The organism is Enterobacter sp. Y17 (assembly GCF_019730495.1).
Taxonomy (GTDB): Bacteria; Pseudomonadota; Gammaproteobacteria; order Enterobacterales; family Enterobacteriaceae; genus Enterobacter; species Enterobacter asburiae_B.
In genome coordinates this window covers 63,163-78,644 of sequence record NZ_JAASKP010000003.1, presented here as the reverse complement: position 1 = coordinate 78,644, position 15,482 = coordinate 63,163, and the positions used below count along the sequence as shown (strand labels likewise).

General features: G+C 54.9%; 15 protein-coding genes. 5 read left to right on the top strand and 10 right to left on the bottom strand.

Going from position 1 to position 15,482, the window contains the following annotated elements; translation table 11 throughout:
• Positions 1-6 precede the first annotated feature (6 nt).
• The 6 genes from HCH49_RS16555 to syd all read right to left on the bottom strand — a co-directional run bounded on the left by HCH49_RS16555 (position 7) and on the right by syd (position 5,790).
• A complete protein-coding gene (locus tag HCH49_RS16555) occupies positions 7-1,347 on the bottom strand; it encodes an enolase C-terminal domain-like protein (RefSeq protein ID WP_217071778.1) in 1,341 nt (446 codons plus the stop codon).
• Positions 1,347-2,702: a galactarate/glucarate/glycerate transporter GudP gene (gudP, locus tag HCH49_RS16550; RefSeq protein ID WP_023309021.1), complete on the bottom strand. Its 1,356-nt coding sequence runs from the start codon at positions 2,700-2,702 to the stop codon at positions 1,347-1,349. Before gudP ends, HCH49_RS16555 begins: the two co-directional genes overlap by 1 nt.
• Positions 2,703-3,037: 335 nt before the next feature.
• Positions 3,038-3,487: a flavodoxin gene (locus HCH49_RS16545; protein ID WP_023294459.1), complete on the bottom strand. Its 450-nt coding sequence runs from the start codon at positions 3,485-3,487 to the stop codon at positions 3,038-3,040.
• A gap of 24 nt (positions 3,488-3,511) precedes the next feature.
• Entirely contained in the window at positions 3,512-4,288 is a 777-nt protein-coding gene (gene truC, locus HCH49_RS16540; protein ID WP_023309023.1) for a tRNA pseudouridine(65) synthase TruC, read from the bottom strand.
• Positions 4,285-4,614, bottom strand: a complete 330-nt coding sequence (locus tag HCH49_RS16535) for a YqcC family protein (RefSeq protein ID WP_221703015.1) — start codon at positions 4,612-4,614, stop codon at positions 4,285-4,287. Before HCH49_RS16535 ends, truC begins: the two co-directional genes overlap by 4 nt.
• A 630-nt stretch (positions 4,615-5,244) precedes the next feature.
• Complete coding sequence (gene syd / locus HCH49_RS16530) at positions 5,245-5,790, bottom strand: SecY-interacting protein (protein WP_167819059.1); 546 nt, start codon at positions 5,788-5,790, stop codon at positions 5,245-5,247.
• A 69-nt stretch (positions 5,791-5,859) separates the two neighbouring features.
• Between syd and queF the strand changes: the two genes are divergently transcribed.
• The 5 genes from queF (at position 5,860) to xni (ending at position 12,294) form a co-directional block, all read left to right on the top strand.
• On the top strand, positions 5,860-6,702 hold the full coding sequence (gene queF, locus HCH49_RS16525) for an NADPH-dependent 7-cyano-7-deazaguanine reductase QueF (protein WP_039263341.1): 843 nt from the start codon (positions 5,860-5,862) through the stop codon (positions 6,700-6,702).
• Positions 6,703-6,818: 116 nt separating this feature from the next.
• On the top strand, positions 6,819-8,183 hold the full coding sequence (ppnN, locus tag HCH49_RS16520) for a nucleotide 5'-monophosphate nucleosidase PpnN (protein ID WP_023309027.1): 1,365 nt from the start codon (positions 6,819-6,821) through the stop codon (positions 8,181-8,183).
• A gap of 514 nt (positions 8,184-8,697) precedes the next feature.
• Entirely contained in the window at positions 8,698-9,993 is a 1,296-nt protein-coding gene (locus HCH49_RS16515; RefSeq protein WP_029741560.1) for an HAAAP family serine/threonine permease, read from the top strand.
• 65 nt (positions 9,994-10,058) lie between these two features.
• Entirely contained in the window at positions 10,059-11,426 is a 1,368-nt protein-coding gene (locus HCH49_RS16510; RefSeq protein WP_221703014.1) for an L-serine ammonia-lyase, read from the top strand.
• 112 nt (positions 11,427-11,538) lie between these two features.
• Positions 11,539-12,294, top strand: coding sequence for a flap endonuclease Xni (gene xni / locus HCH49_RS16505; protein ID WP_221703013.1), 756 nt, complete (start codon positions 11,539-11,541; stop codon positions 12,292-12,294).
• Between the two features lie 54 nt (positions 12,295-12,348).
• On the opposite strand, the gene rlmM is transcribed toward xni, so the two are convergent.
• From rlmM to HCH49_RS16485, 4 genes are all read right to left on the bottom strand, one after another.
• Entirely contained in the window at positions 12,349-13,449 is a 1,101-nt protein-coding gene (rlmM, locus tag HCH49_RS16500; protein WP_221703012.1) for a 23S rRNA (cytidine(2498)-2'-O)-methyltransferase RlmM, read from the bottom strand.
• Positions 13,442-13,837, bottom strand: a complete 396-nt coding sequence (locus HCH49_RS16495) for a DUF423 domain-containing protein (protein ID WP_023309031.1) — start codon at positions 13,835-13,837, stop codon at positions 13,442-13,444. The genes rlmM and HCH49_RS16495 overlap by 8 nt, the downstream gene beginning before the upstream one ends.
• A gap of 39 nt (positions 13,838-13,876) precedes the next feature.
• Positions 13,877-14,794 carry a glycine cleavage system transcriptional regulator GcvA gene (gcvA, locus tag HCH49_RS16490; RefSeq protein WP_023309032.1) on the bottom strand — a complete coding sequence of 306 codons (918 nt, stop codon included), beginning with the start codon at positions 14,792-14,794 and terminating at the stop codon, positions 13,877-13,879.
• 349 nt (positions 14,795-15,143) lie between these two features.
• The gene (locus HCH49_RS16485; RefSeq protein WP_008499648.1) at positions 15,144-15,371 is read right to left on the bottom strand and encodes a YgdI/YgdR family lipoprotein; all 228 of its coding nucleotides are present in this window, start codon (positions 15,369-15,371) and stop codon (positions 15,144-15,146) included.
• Positions 15,372-15,482 lie beyond the last annotated feature (111 nt).

The window sequence follows — 15,482 nt, the reverse complement described above, 5'->3', positions numbered from 1 at the left end:
CTTTTATCAGTGACGTCCAAAAACAGGGCGCTTACGGTCAAATGTCCAGCCGGGGATCAGGTACTGCATCGGGCCCGCGTCGTTACGCGCGCCGCCCGGTAGCTTTTTATACGCTTCATGGGCTTTATGGATCTGATCCCAGTCAATCTCCACGCCCAGCCCCGGCGCATCCGGTACGGCAATCTTGCCATTGATGATTTCCAGCGGATTTTTCGTCAGGCGGGCTTCCCCTTCCTGCCAAATCCAGTGGGTATCGATGGCGGTCGGGTTACCCGGCGCCGCCGCGCCAACGTGGGTAAACATCGCCAGCGAAATATCAAAGTGGTTGTTAGAGTGACAGCCCCAGGTCAGCCCCCAGTCATCGCACAGCTGCGCCACGCGCACTGCACCTGAAAGCGTCCAGAAGTGAGGGTCCGCCAGCGGAATGTCGACGGCGTTCAGCATCACTGCATGACCCATTTCACGCCAGTTGGTGGCGATCATATTGGTCGCGACAGGCAGCCCGGTGGCGCGACGAAACTCGGCCATGACTTCACGGCCCGAGAAGCCCTGCTCCGCGCCACAGGGATCTTCCGCATAGGTCAGGACATCCCCCAGCCCTTTGCACAGGCTAATCGCTTCCTCCAGCAGCCAGGCGCCGTTGGGATCGACGGTGATCCGCGCATCAGCAAAGCGTTTTTTCAGCGCCCGGGCCGTATCAATCTCCTGCTCGCCGGGCAGCACGCCGCCCTTCAGTTTGAAATCCTTAAAGCCGTAGCGATCCTGCGCAGCCTCGGCCAGCCGCACCACCGCGTCGCTGGAGAGCGCTTCCTGGTGGCGCAGGCGATACCAGTCGTGATCGCCCGTGGATCGGGCCAGATACGGGAGATCGGTCTTATTGCGATCGCCCACGTAGAACAGATAGCCCAGCACGGTGACCGCATCACGCTGTTTGCCGGGCCCCAGCAGCTCGCAAACCGGAACATTGAGCGCCTTACCCAGCAAGTCGAGCAGAGCGGCCTCCAGCGCGGCGACCGCGTTGACCCGCAGTTCAAACGTCCAGGCACCTTTACCGAACGTATCAAAGTCTGCCGACTGATTGCCCTTATGCACCCGCTGAACCACCTTGTTCAGACGGGCGACCTCCTGGCCCACCACCTGCGGAATGGCATCGACCAGCGTCTGGTAGATCACCTCCCCACCCGGGGCCTCGCCCACGCCGGTATGCCCTGCGCTGTCTTTCAGCACGACGATATTACGGGTAAACCAGGCGCTATGCGCCCCGCCGATATTGAGCAGCATGCTGTCCTGCCCGGCCACCGGGATGACCTTCATCTCCGTGACGGTTGGGCTCGATTGCGTTGTCATTATCCACGCTCCGCAACAGGTTTAAGTTCGACGCGTTTGATATCCCCAACCAGCACCAGGTAACTCAGCACCGCCACCAGCGCATGCACACCTACGTAGATTAGCGCACCGTTGAAAGAGCCGGTGGTGCCGACGATGTAGCCGATAGCGATGGGCGTAACAATCCCGGAGATGTTGCCGAACATGTTGAACAGGCCGCCGCTCAGGCCGCTGATCTCTTTCGGTGCCGTATCCGCCATCACCGCCCAGCCCAGCGCGCCAATGCCTTTGCCGAAGAAGGCCATCGCCATAAAGCCGATAATCATCCATTCGGCGTTGACGTAGTTACAGAACACCATGGTCATGGAGAGCAGCATGCCGAGCACAATCGGGGTTTTACGCGCGATGTTCAGCGAGCCGGTACGGCGCATCAGCCAGTCGGAAATCACTCCGCCGAGCACGCCGCCGACGAAGCCGCAAATTGCCGGGACCGACGCGACAAATCCCGCTTTCAGAATCGACATGCCGCGTGCCTGCACCAGGTATACCGGGAACCAGGTGATGAAGAAGTAGGTTAAGGCGTTAATACAGTACTGGCCCAGATAGATGCCGATCATCATGCGCGAGCCGACGAGCTGCTTGATCTGCGCCCATTTCTGGCTGAACGGGACTTTTGCTTTTGCCGATTTCTGATCCATATTGATCAGCGCGCCGCCTTCCGCGATGTACTCCAGCTCTTTTTTGTTCACGCCAGGATGCTGGTTGGGTTCGTGGATCACTTTCAGCCAGACGAAGCTGATGACGATCCCAAGCCCGCCCATGAAGAAGAAGACGTGCGACCAGCCCACCTCATGCGTCAGCCAGCCCATGATTGGCGCGAAGATCACCGTCGCGAAGTACTGTGCGGAGTTGAAAATCGCCACCGCCGTTCCCCTCTCCTGCGCCGGGAACCAGGCAGCGACAATACGGCTGTTCCCCGGGAAGGAAGGTGCTTCCGCTAAGCCTACCAGGAAGCGCAGCGTGAAGAGCGCCACGATAATGCCGAAGCCGCTGAAGATATCGACGAAACCCTGCAACAGGGTAAACATTGACCAGATAAAGATGGACCAGAAATAGACGCGTTTAGATCCAAAACGGTCCAGCAGCCAGCCGCCAGGAATTTGCCCGATGACGTAGGCCCATGAGAATGCGGAGAAAACGTAACCCATGCCCACCGGATCAAGGCCGATATCTTTTGCCATTTCCGAACCGGCAATCGACAGCGTGGCGCGGTCACCATAGTTAAAGGATGTGACGATAAACAGCATCACCACTATCCAGTAGCGGGCATTAGTGCGCTTTTCAGCGCTGCTCGCTGCGTGGCTTAATGTACTCATTGTTGCACTCCTGAAACATAGCTTTCGCCTGGTTCATTCTGTACAGCACCGGTAGGGTAATCAGAATGAGATTGGTGTTTTGTCGTTTTGGTACGGCCTGACGCCGTTTTATAGTGACCGGAAAAGTATATGAAGGAGTGCCTCATCACCTCACCGTGCAGAAACACAGTATTAAAGGGTGTATGAGAGGTTGTTTATGGCATAAGCCCAGGGGAATGGAAGGTGGTTCACGGAATTGGCGTTTGGTGCGGGGTGTATCGCCGGGTGGCGGCTATGCCTTACCCGGCCTGAAAAACCCGCAGGCCCGCGCAAGCGAAGCGCCGCCGGGCAGAGTGTTATTTGAGAAGGGAGGCCCAGTTCTCCACCCACGGGTTCGATTCGCTTTCGGGTTCAGGATGCTCACCGGCATCAATCAGCAGCATCTCGCCGACGCGCTGGGCGCTCTGCTCCTGAAGGAGCGCATCGAACTGCTTGCCGCCGCCGCAGAAGTTGGCGTAAGAGCTGTCGCCCAGGGCAATGATGCCGTAGTGCACGTCTGGCTGATAGCCAAGCTGGTCTTTAATGCCCTGAAACAGCGGCACGATGCTGTCCGGCAGATCGCCCTGCCCGGTGGTGGAGGTCACCACCAGAATGTACTTATCTTTATACTTTTCCCAGTCTGCCAGTTCCGGGTCTTCATAGACCGTGGCTTTATGGCCCTGGCTGGCGAGTATTGCTTCAGCCTCTTCCGCTACCAGCAGCGAGTTGCCGTACATTGTGCCGACAAAAATGCCTACTTCAGCCATGATATTTTCCCATAATGAATGCGTTTACCGTTCATCCTGAACGTTGCCCGATACAAACTCAACCCTTTCATTTTCGGGGAGTTGTCCCAGCCAGCCAAACTGTGACAGCGCCTGCATCCAGACGTCGTCCAGCCCAGCACGGATAGTCAGCGGCTCGCCGGTAAACGGGTGCGTCAGGCTCAGCTCGCTGGCGTGCAGCATCAGACGATGGCAGCCAAAGTGTTCGGCCGCACTGCGGTTCTGGCGCAAATCACCGTGTTTGCTGTCACCAATAATCGGGTGGCGCAGGTGCGCAAGATGGCGTCGCAGCTGGTGCTTACGCCCGGTTTTAGGCAAAAGCTCAACCAGGCTGTAGCGTGTGGTCGGGAATTTGCTGGTTGCAACCGGCATTTCGGTCGTCGCCATGCCGCGATAATCCGTTACTGCGGGCTGCGGACCTTTGTCATCGCGGGCAAATTTATCGGCGATCTTGTCCAGCTCCTCCACCAGCGGATAGTCCAGCGTGGCGGCTTCCGTCAGCCAGCCGCGCACGATCGCGTGGTAGCGCTTTTGCATCTGATGCTGTTCAAACTGCTGTGACAGCAGACGCCCCGCCTCGCTGGAAAGCCCCATCAGCAGCACGCCGGAAGTCGGCCTGTCGAGACGATGGGCGGTAAAAACATGCTGACCAATCTGGTCGCGAACGGTCTGCATCACCACCACTTTCTCATCGCGATCGAGCCAGCTGCGGTGTACCAGCCAGCCTGACGGTTTATTCACCGCCACCAGCCACTCGTCCTGATAGAGGATCTCAAGCGTCATGCATCTTCACCGGCAAACAGGGCATCCAGTTTTTCCAGTTCGACCAGCATCACGTCGCGCGCAGGGTGCGTCGCCTCGAGCGCCATTTCATAGTAGGGAGAGACCGCAAACGCCTGCGGAAGCGGGTGACCGCCCTCAATCAGGGCGTGCATGCGCGGAATTAACACCCACTGCAGCCATTCAAACGGGGCCAGCGTATCCAGGCAGAAGGGCTGAGTGCTCGCGAACGCTTCTGGCTGCGGCGCGGTCTCCTGCCACAGCTGATGTTGGCGCAAAAGGGCTTCGATGGCGTGCAACTGAGCACGAACGCTATCGTGTTGCGTCATAGTAACCTCAACTGAAAAAGTGAACGGCGCGCAGCATAGCATTGCGGAAGGCAGAAATAAAAAAAGGGAGCACTGTAAAAACAGTGCTCCCGGTTCGTTTCGCAGCATTCCAGCTACAATTCGTGCTCCCTGCTCATCCGTGACAACTTTTCCTGACGCCCGAAGGCCTGGTCATCCGTAAGCCGATGCATCCTGCACACATCTTCCTGACGTGTTTGTCTCATCCTGAAACGTCCTGGCCTTCCTGACCCACCGACCATCCTGACCGGCTCTCGTTCTCCTTCCTGGAGGTGTCCCTTACGCATCCTGCGTTATCCACTTCGCTTCATCCTGAAGCCTTCCTGAAGCGCCATCCTGACGAGTCCTGTGTGAGAAACGCCATCATCCTGATGTTCGTTTCTCGTGTCGGCGTCCTGTCGACAGAAATAGAATCCGCTATTCCGCTTCGTCTTACAACCCACCCTTTCTGGGTTGTAAGCCGTAAGAAATCCCTAAAAACAATACGATGAACAGGTAATTCATTGAAAAACAGAGCGATATTAATCTGAATTAAATGAGGTAATACTGAATCTTCAGCGATCTCTCACAAACGTTGTAAGAGATCTCTCACACGAGCTATAGCATCATGGATTACAGAAATGGCTCAAGTCGGGTAAGGAAATCTGCAAGAGAGGGGGCGAGAGTCTCGCGATTGCGGGTGCCGATAGTCTCTTTAACCACTTCACCTGACAGGTTACAGACGGAGATAACGTCCAGTTCGCTGTCCAGGGTGGCAATAAAGAGCGTCGGAGATAGCTTCAGGCGTTTTTGCGTGACCAGATGACCAATCAGGTTTTCCTGAACACGCTGCAGATCGTCTTCGCTCCAGGTCTGCAACAGCGTCAGCGTGATATCAGCAAAGCGCGCAGGCATATCCCCTGCGAACTGCGTGGTATAAAACGCATGAACTGCTGGTTGTACCACAATGTCCATTGCCCGCTCAACCGCATTTACATTTTGCTCGCCGTCGAAAGGTTTTGGCTGCCAGATAACGTAATCGTCGACTGAAGAGATAATGCACGGCGAAGGTACGCCATACAAATCAGCACTTTGCGGCCATGTCTGGTCCTTTTCATGCCATGCGTCGCAATAGCGGGTCGTGAAGGCAGTGAGGGCATTTGCAGTTTCGATGTCCACCGATTTCTCTCTTCTTGTCAGACAGGATAAACTCAGGCCATAAGTGTACCTGTAAAGTGGCTATGAAACATGTCTTACGAAAATCATCAGGCGTTAACCGGCTTAACGCTGGGGAAATCGACCGATTACCGCGATACCTACGATGCAAGCCTGCTGCAGGGCGTGCCGCGCAGCCTGAACCGCGATCCTCTGGGCCTGCATGCGGATGCCTTGCCGTTTGTCGGCGGTGACATCTGGACGCTGTACGAACTCTCGTGGCTTAACGCGCGCGGTCTGCCGCAGGTGGCGGTGGGCCACGTTGAGCTGGATTACGCCAGCGTTAATCTCGTGGAATCCAAAAGCTTTAAGCTCTATCTCAACAGTTTTAACCAGACAAAATTCAGCAGCTGGGACGACGTTCAGCACACCCTGGAACGTGATTTAAGCGCCTGCGCGCAGGGAAAGGTGAGCGTTTCACTGTATCGCCTGCACGAACTGGAAGGGCAGCCGGTCGCCCACTTCAACGGGACCTGCATCGACGATCAGGATATCGAGGTGGAGAATTATGAATTCAGCGCCGATTACCTCGAAAACGCGGCGAGCGGAAAGGTGGTCGAAGAGACGCTGGTCAGCCACCTGCTGAAATCCAACTGCCTGATCACCCACCAGCCGGACTGGGGTTCGGTGCAGATCCAGTACCGAGGCCCGAAAATTGACCGGGAAAAGTTGCTGCGCTACCTGGTGTCGTTCCGCCATCACAACGAATTTCACGAGCAGTGCGTGGAGCGTATCTTTAGCGATATTCAGCGTTTCTGCCAGCCAGAAAAACTGAGCGTTTACGCGCGCTACACCCGCCGCGGCGGTCTGGACATCAACCCGTGGCGCACCAACACCGATTTTGTGCCAGCAACGGGGCGGCTGGTGCGTCAGTAATATAAATATTTTCACAATATGCGCGGTATCTTCCGCGCTTTAGGTTGTGAAACGTCACGCGCCAGGGCTATTGTAATCAACAGGGAAAGACGATAATCGTCCCGTAAGGAGCTCACTTGATTACACATATTAGCCCGCTTGGCTCAATGGATATGTTGTCGCAGCTGGAAGTGGACATGCTTAAGCGCACGGCCAGCAGCGATCTTTATCAACTGTTTCGTAACTGTTCACTTGCCGTACTGAACTCCGGAAGCCTGACAGATAACAGTAAAGAACTGCTGTCCCGCTTCGAAAGCTTTGATATCAACGTGCTGCGCCGCGAGCGTGGCGTGAAGCTTGAAGTCATCAACCCGCCGGAAGAGGCCTTTGTCGACGGCCGTATCATTCGTTCACTTCAGGCTAACCTGTTTGCCGTGCTGCGTGACATCCTGTTTGTTAACGGGCAGATCCACAACGCAGGCCGTTTCCAGCATCTCGACCTGGAAAGCTCGGTCCATATCACCAACCTGGTGTTCTCCATTTTGCGTAACGCCCGTGCCCTGCACGTTGGCGAAGCGCCGAACATGGTCGTCTGCTGGGGCGGTCACTCCATTAACGAAACCGAATACCTTTATGCGCGTCGGGTGGGCACCCAGCTCGGCCTGCGCGAGCTGAATATCTGTACCGGCTGCGGTCCGGGTGCGATGGAAGCGCCAATGAAAGGTGCCGCAGTGGGACACGCGCAACAGCGTTACAAAGAGGGACGGTTTATCGGCATGACCGAGCCGTCGATCATTGCCGCTGAGCCGCCTAACCCGCTGGTTAACGAGCTGATTATCATGCCGGATATCGAGAAACGTCTTGAAGCGTTTGTCCGTATCGCCCACGGCATTATCATCTTCCCGGGCGGCGTGGGGACAGCGGAAGAGCTGCTCTATCTGCTGGGTATTCTGATGAATCCGGCCAACAAAGATCAGGTTCTGCCGCTGATCCTGACCGGTCCAAAAGAGAGCGCCGACTACTTCCGCGTGCTGGACGAGTTTATCGTGCACACGCTGGGCGAAGCCGCGCGTCGTCACTATCGCATCATCATTGACGATGCCGCGGAAGTGGCGCGCCAGATGAAAAAAGCGATGCCGTTGGTAAAAGAAAACCGTCGCGATACCGGCGATGCGTACAGCTTTAACTGGTCAATCCGTATCGCGCCGGATCTGCAGATCCCGTTCGAGCCAACGCACGAAAATATGGCGAACCTGAAACTCTATCCGGACCAGCCGGTGGAAGTCCTGGCTGCCGATCTGCGTCGTGCCTTCTCCGGGATTGTGGCGGGCAACGTCAAAGAGATGGGCATCCGCGCTATTGAACAGTACGGTCCGTACAAGATCCACGGCGACCCGGAGATGATGCGTCGCATGGACGACATGCTGCAGGGCTTTGTCGCTCAGCACCGCATGAAGCTGCCGGGCTCAGCCTATATTCCTTGCTACGAAATCTGCACATAACGCTCAACAGCATCTCATCAAAGCCGGGTCGCCCTGTTGCGCGTCCCGGCTTTTTTTATTACGAGGTAATTCATACGCATCACTTATGTCTTTTACAAACTATGCGCAAACGCAAACGATTACCTTGTTTTTTCAACCGTAAATTATCAGCCTTAATCCAAATTACCTGCCAGAAAATACTAAAAACCCATTTCTTTACAGCTAAAGACACCTATATCACGGGCCAGTCTTTCAGCTCACATGTCGTTGGTGGTAGCCTTCGCGCCCGTAAATTCTCTTTGACGTTTTTTTAACAGATAAATGGTCTAAAGATGCCCACATCATAAGTGGATTATTGCATTTGGGATCAGGATCACTGATAGATTCATAACTAGAATGTATCTTTCCGCCCGCCAATAGTTACGGGCGAAAATTATTAAAAAACCGTCACTGAACGAATTTCATATTACCGTCAGGCACTTTTTCATCGGATTTGACTAAAAACCTGACAATTTGCTTCCTCCAGGAGATACAGATGGAAACCACTCAAACCAGCACCGTTGCTTCGATTGAATCCCGAAGTGGTTGGCGCAAAACGGATACCATGTGGATGCTTGGCCTTTACGGCACAGCAATCGGCGCTGGTGTACTGTTCCTTCCTATCAACGCAGGCGTCGGCGGTCTGATCCCGCTGATCATCATGGCTATCATTGCTTTCCCGATGACCTTCTTCGCACACCGCGGTCTGACCCGCTTCGTGCTGTCCGGTAAAAACCCGGGCGAGGACATCACTGAAGTTGTTGAAGAGCATTTCGGCGTTGGCGCAGGTAAACTGATTACCCTGCTCTACTTCTTCGCGATTTACCCTATCCTGCTGGTCTACAGCGTGGCGATCACCAACACCGTTGAAAGCTTCATGATGCACCAGCTGCACATGACGCCGCCGCCGCGTGCGATTCTGTCGCTGATCCTGATCGTGGGCATGATGACCATCGTTCGCTTCGGTGAGCAGATGATTGTGAAAGCAATGAGCGTACTGGTCTTCCCGTTCGTTATTGCTCTGATGGTACTGGCTTGCTACCTGATCCCACAGTGGAACGGTGCAGCGCTGGAAACCCTGTCCCTGAGCAGTGCATCGGCAACCGGTAACGGCCTGCTGATGACCCTCTGGCTGGCAATTCCGGTGATGGTGTTCTCCTTCAACCACTCTCCAATCATCTCTTCTTTCGCTGTGGCGAAACGTGAAGAGTACGGTAATGGCGCAGAGAAGAAGTGCTCCAGCATCCTGGCGCGCGCTCACATCATGATGGTACTGACCGTAATGTTCTTCGTCTTCAGCTGCGTACTGAGCCTTTCCCCGGTGGATCTGGCGGCAGCGAAAGAGCAGAACATCTCTATTCTGTCTTACCTGGCGAACCACTTTAACGCACCGGTCATTGCGTGGATGGCACCAATCATCGCGATTATCGCCATCACCAAATCCTTCCTGGGCCACTACCTCGGCGCGCGTGAAGGCTTCAACGGTATGGTGATTAAATCTCTGCGCGGTAAAGGCAAGAGCATTGAAATCAACAAGCTGAACAAAATCACTGCGCTGTTCATGCTGCTCACCACCTGGGCGGTAGCAACGCTGAACCCAAGCATCCTGGGCATGATTGAAACCCTGGGCGGCCCGGTCATCGCGATGATTCTGTTCCTGATGCCGATGTACGCGATTCAGAAAGTCCCTGCTATGCGCAAGTACAGCGGTCATGTGAGCAACGTCTTTGTGGTTATCATGGGTCTTATCGCAATCTCTGCGATCTTCTACTCCCTGTACACCATGTTCTGATTATCACCCGCGCCGTCTTCGGACGGCGCACTCCTCCCTCTCTGACTGAAAGCAATGGACGCATCATGATTAGCGTATTCGATATCTTCAAAATCGGTATTGGTCCTTCCAGCTCTCACACCGTCGGACCAATGAAAGCCGGTAAGCAGTTCACGGATGACTTGATTGCACGCGGCATCTTGCATGACATTACCCGCGTGGTTGTCGATGTATACGGCTCGCTTTCCCTGACCGGGAAAGGCCACCATACCGATATCGCCATTATCATGGGCCTGGCGGGAAACCTGCCGGACACCGTTGATATTGATGCGATCCCTGGCTTCATCCAGGATGTGAACACCCACGGTCGCCTGCTGCTGGCGAACGGTGAGCATGAGGTTGAATTCCCGGTTGACCACTGCATGAATTTCCATGCGGACAACCTGTCGCTGCACGAAAACGGCATGCGCATTACCGCGCTGGCCGGCGACAAAGCGCTATACAGCCAGACGTATTACTCTATCGGCGGCGGCTTTATCGTCGACGAAGACCACTTTGGTCAAACCAATACCTCTTCTGTAGAAGTGCCGTATCCGTACAAAACGGCGGCGGATCTTCAGCGTCACTGCCAGGAGACGGGCCTTTCCCTCTCCGGTCTGATGATGAAAAACGAGCTGGCGCTTCACAGCAAAGAGGAGCTCGAACAGCACTTCACTAACGTCTGGGAAGTGATGCGCGGCGGTATCGAGCGAGGGATCACCACCGAGGGCGTTCTGCCGGGCAAGCTTCGCGTGCCGCGTCGTGCTGCTGCGCTGCGCCGTATGCTGGTGAGCACCGACAAAACGACGACAGACCCGATGGCCGTCGTAGACTGGATCAACATGTTCGCGCTAGCGGTGAACGAAGAGAACGCTGCCGGGGGCCGTGTGGTCACCGCGCCGACTAACGGCGCCTGCGGTATCGTTCCGGCGGTGCTGGCGTACTACGACAAGTTTATCCGTGAAGTGAACGCGAATTCGCTGGCGCGCTACCTGCTGGTCGCCAGTGCGATTGGTTCGCTGTATAAGATGAACGCGTCTATTTCCGGTGCGGAAGTGGGCTGTCAGGGTGAAGTCGGCGTGGCGTGCTCCATGGCGGCGGCGGGTCTGGCCGAACTGCTGGGTGCAAGCCCGACACAGGTGTGCATTGCTGCGGAAATCGGCATGGAACATAACCTTGGGCTGACCTGTGACCCGGTTGCCGGACAGGTACAGGTACCGTGCATCGAACGTAACGCGATTGCCTCCGTGAAGGCGGTGAACGCGGCACGTATGGCGCTGCGCCGCACCAGCGAGCCGCGCGTTTGTCTCGATAAGGTTATCGAAACCATGTACGAAACCGGTAAAGATATGAACGCCAAATACCGCGAAACCTCTCGCGGCGGCCTGGCGATGAAGATCGTAACCTGCGATTAAGCCCCTCAGGAAGCCTCGTTTTGCGAGGCTTCTTCCTGTTTTCCCCACCATTCATAGTTTCACGCTGCTGACAGTGTTACCCTTCACGCATGAGATAGAAGGGAGATTATCTGTGGCCGTTCATTTACTTATCGTCGATGCTCTTAACCTGATCCGCCGTATCCATGCGGTACAGGGGACGCCTTGTAAAGACACCTGCCTGCACGCGCTGGAGCAGCTTATCCGCCACAGTGAGCCCACCCACGCGGTCGCGGTATTTGATGACGAAGCCCGCAACACGGGCTGGCGTCACCAGCGTCTGCCCGACTACAAAGCCGGACGCGCCCCGATGCCGGACGATCTTCACGCTGAATTGCCCATGCTGCGCGCTGCATTTGAACAGCGGGGCGTTCCCTGCTGGGGTGCACAGGGAAATGAAGCCGACGATCTCGCGGCCACTCTGGCCGTAAAGGTGGCAAGCGCCGGGCATCAGGCCACTATCGTTTCAACTGACAAAGGCTACTGCCAGCTGCTCTCGCCGACTATCCGCATTCGCGACTATTTTCAAAAACGCTGGCTGGACGCGCCGTTTATTGCCAGCGAGTTCTGCGTCTCGCCTGAGCAACTGCCGGATTACTGGGGGCTGGCAGGCATCAGCAGCTCTAAGGTTCCGGGTGTCGCCGGTATTGGGCCGAAGAGCGCCGCGCAGCTGCTGACCGATTTTCAGAGTCTGGAAGGGATTTACGCCCGTCTGGATGAAGTGCCGGAAAAGTGGCGCAAGAAGCTGGAGGAGCATAAAGAGATGGCGTTTATCTGCCGGGAAATCGCAACGCTACAGACGGATTTGCAGCTGGACGGGAATTTACAGCAATTGAGATTAGAGCGTTAACGCTTTTCTGTAGGCCCGGTAAGCGTAGCGCCACCGGGCAAAACAAAGCACGTACTATCGCTCGTCGCGACGTCCGCCAACCGCAGCCCACCAGCGACGAATATGTACCGTCACCTCTTCACGGTCGTGATACAGCTGACGCGCCTGGATCTCCACGTTAATACCGTGCTCGTCCATCTGCTCCTGAATGTAGGCCAGGTTCTGCGATACTTCCTCATAGCGCTTTTTCATCGGCAGCTTGAGGTTGAAAATGGTCTCACGACACCAGCCGTTCACCAGCCAGGAGGCCATCAGCGCGGCGACTTTTGCCGGCTTCTCAACCATATCGCACACCATCCACGAGATGTTGTTACGGTTCGGGCGATAGCGGAAACCGTCTTCCCGCAGCCAGGTAACCTGCCCGGTGTCCATCAGGCTTTGCGCCATTGGACCGTTATCAACGGACGATACCCACATATTGCGTTTCACCAGCTGATAGGTCCAGCCGCCCGGGCACGCGCCAAGGTCGACGGCGTACATGCCGTTTGCTAGACGTTCATCCCACTCATCCGCCGGGATAAAGACGTGGAACGCCTCTTCCAGCTTGAGCGTGGAACGGCTTGGCGCATCGGACGGGAAGCGCAAACGCGGAATGCCCATAAAGAAGGGAGAGTTGTTGGTGGTGTACGAATAGCCTGTATAGCAGCAGCCTGGTGCGATAAAGAAGATATGCACCACCGGACGCTTCGGCGTTTCGTAGTTCGTCAGCACGCCTGCATCACGCAGCGCCGTACGCAGCGGCACGGTGAACTTACGGCAGAACTTCATCAGCTCTTTACTTTCGTTGGTATCCGCCACTTCAACGCGCAGATCGCCGCCCTTCTCCACCACGCCCTGCAGCATGCCGACAATTGGCGTGATGCGGTCTTCCGGCGGAAGATCCTTCAGCAGCTCACCCGCGACAAACATCTGGCGAGCAAAGATCAGCGAGCTGAACGGCAGCTCGCGCGCCAGCTTGTCTGCGTCTTCAGGCTGATAGCACTCGAATACCACATAGCCCGCGTTTTCTTTTACGCGGGCAAAGCCGAAGACTTCGCGCTTCGCCGCTTTATCGGTAATTTCCGCGGCGCACTCTTTCTCAAACCCCGGGCGACAATATAAAACAACCTTATTCATGAACAACGCCCTTGCGTTTCAGACGGATAGCTCCGATAAACATTAATACCCAACCCGCCAGGAAGCTGAAGCCGCCGACAGGTGTAACGAACGCCCACAGGCGCAAATGTGAGAGCGCAAGGCAGTACAAGCTACCGCTGAACAACACGGTACCCAGCGCCATAAACACGCTGCTCCAGTAAAACCAGATACTGATACGACGCTGCATCGCCACCGCCAGCCCAAAAATAGCCAGCGTGTGGAACGCCTGATATTCAAGGCCGGTCTGGATCCAGCCCATCTCTACTGCGCCTAAAGACTTGCTTAATACATGTGCGCCAAAGGCGCCCAGTGCAACAAAAATAAAGCCACTCACCGCGGCAAAAATCAGCATGAATCGGCTGGTCATGTTTAAGTCCTGAGTTGATGCGTGCCCGGCACACAAACGTTATTGCTCATACCTGAAGCGGAATTTTTCTTGCTCGGTTGCCGCTTTCGCCAGTATCCACTGCCGGAAGGCGGCTATTTTACCCAGTTCTGCCTGACTGTCATGACAAACCAGATAAAACGCATTCTTGCTGACCAGTACATCATTAAAAGGGCAAACCAGGCGGCCTGCCTCAATTTCGGACTGCGCCATGACGTTGTTCGCCAACGCCACGCCCTGCCCGTGTATGGCAGCCTGTAACACCATCGCACTGTGGCTAAAAATGGGTCCCTGCTGCACGTTAATATGTGTAAGACCTAATTGACGGGTATAAGTTTGCCAGTCGCGGCGAGAGGCATCATGCAAAAGCGTATGCTGAGCCAGATCGGCGGGTGACTTCAGCGCCTTCTCACCTGTTAACAGCAGAGGAGAACAGACCGGCAGGAGATATTCTGCGTATAATTTTTCAACGCGCAAGCCCGGCCAGTTACCGCGACCATAAAAAATGGCGACATCTACGTCATCGGCCAACTTGTCCTCCTGACGATCTACCGCCTGGATTCGAACGTCGATCCCCGGATAAGCTGAGTTAAAGCTTGAGAGTCTGGGCACCAGCCAATGAATGGCAAAACTGGGCAATAAACTGACGGTCAGAGCACCTTTTGCACTGCGAGCCTGCAGCTTACGCGTGGCTTCCGTAAGCTGGGAAAAAATCTCTTTAATATCCTGAAAATAGCTCTGCCCCTCTTCGGTCAACAGCAACGAACGGTTGCGTCGACGAAACAGCTTAAGGCCCAGAAAATCCTCCAGAGACTTGATTTGGTGACTTACTGCGGCCTGTGTCACAAAAAGCTCATCTGCTGCGCGGGTAAAGCTCAGATGACGTGCTGCTGCATCAAAAACTCGTAATGCATTAAGAGGTGGCAATCGCTTTGACATGGTTATCTGGCTTAGATGTTAACGGATTTTAACAAACAGGAAACAACGTTTAACCTATTAGTTTTTTTTATCTGAGCCATTATAATTTGTCCGTTGAGGAACTACCAGCAAATACCTATAGTGGCGGCACTTCCTGAGCCGGAACGAAGAGCTTTTTTCGGAATGCGTGTTCTGAAGGGCTTTTGGCTTACGGTTGTGATGTTGTGTTGTTGTGTTTGCAATTGGTCTGCGATTCAGACCACGGTAGCAACGCTACCAATTTTTCACTTCCTGTACATTTACCCTGTCTGTCCATAGTGATTAATGTAGCACCGCCAATTTGCGGTGCTTTTTTTTCGCCTGCGATCTGTTAATGCTCGATCTCTTTCATCTCTTTAACGTCCGTGCGGTTGATCTGCTGCTTGTTCCCGTTAGCATCTTTGTACGAAATCATCCCGGTATCATTATCGGTAGTCGGTTTCCCTTCCGAAACGATAGAACGACCATCGTTGGTGTGCATCACGTAGTTATTACCGGAACAGGCGCTCAGGGCAAAAGTAAACGCACAGGCAGAAATGATTGCAGCTGTCTTATTCATGATTATTCTCCTTTAGCAATTAATGCTATTCAAACCTCGATTTATAACAGGCTAAAACATCCGCCTAACAGTATTTAGCATAACCTGCTTTTTTGAGGCCGTAAGGATAAG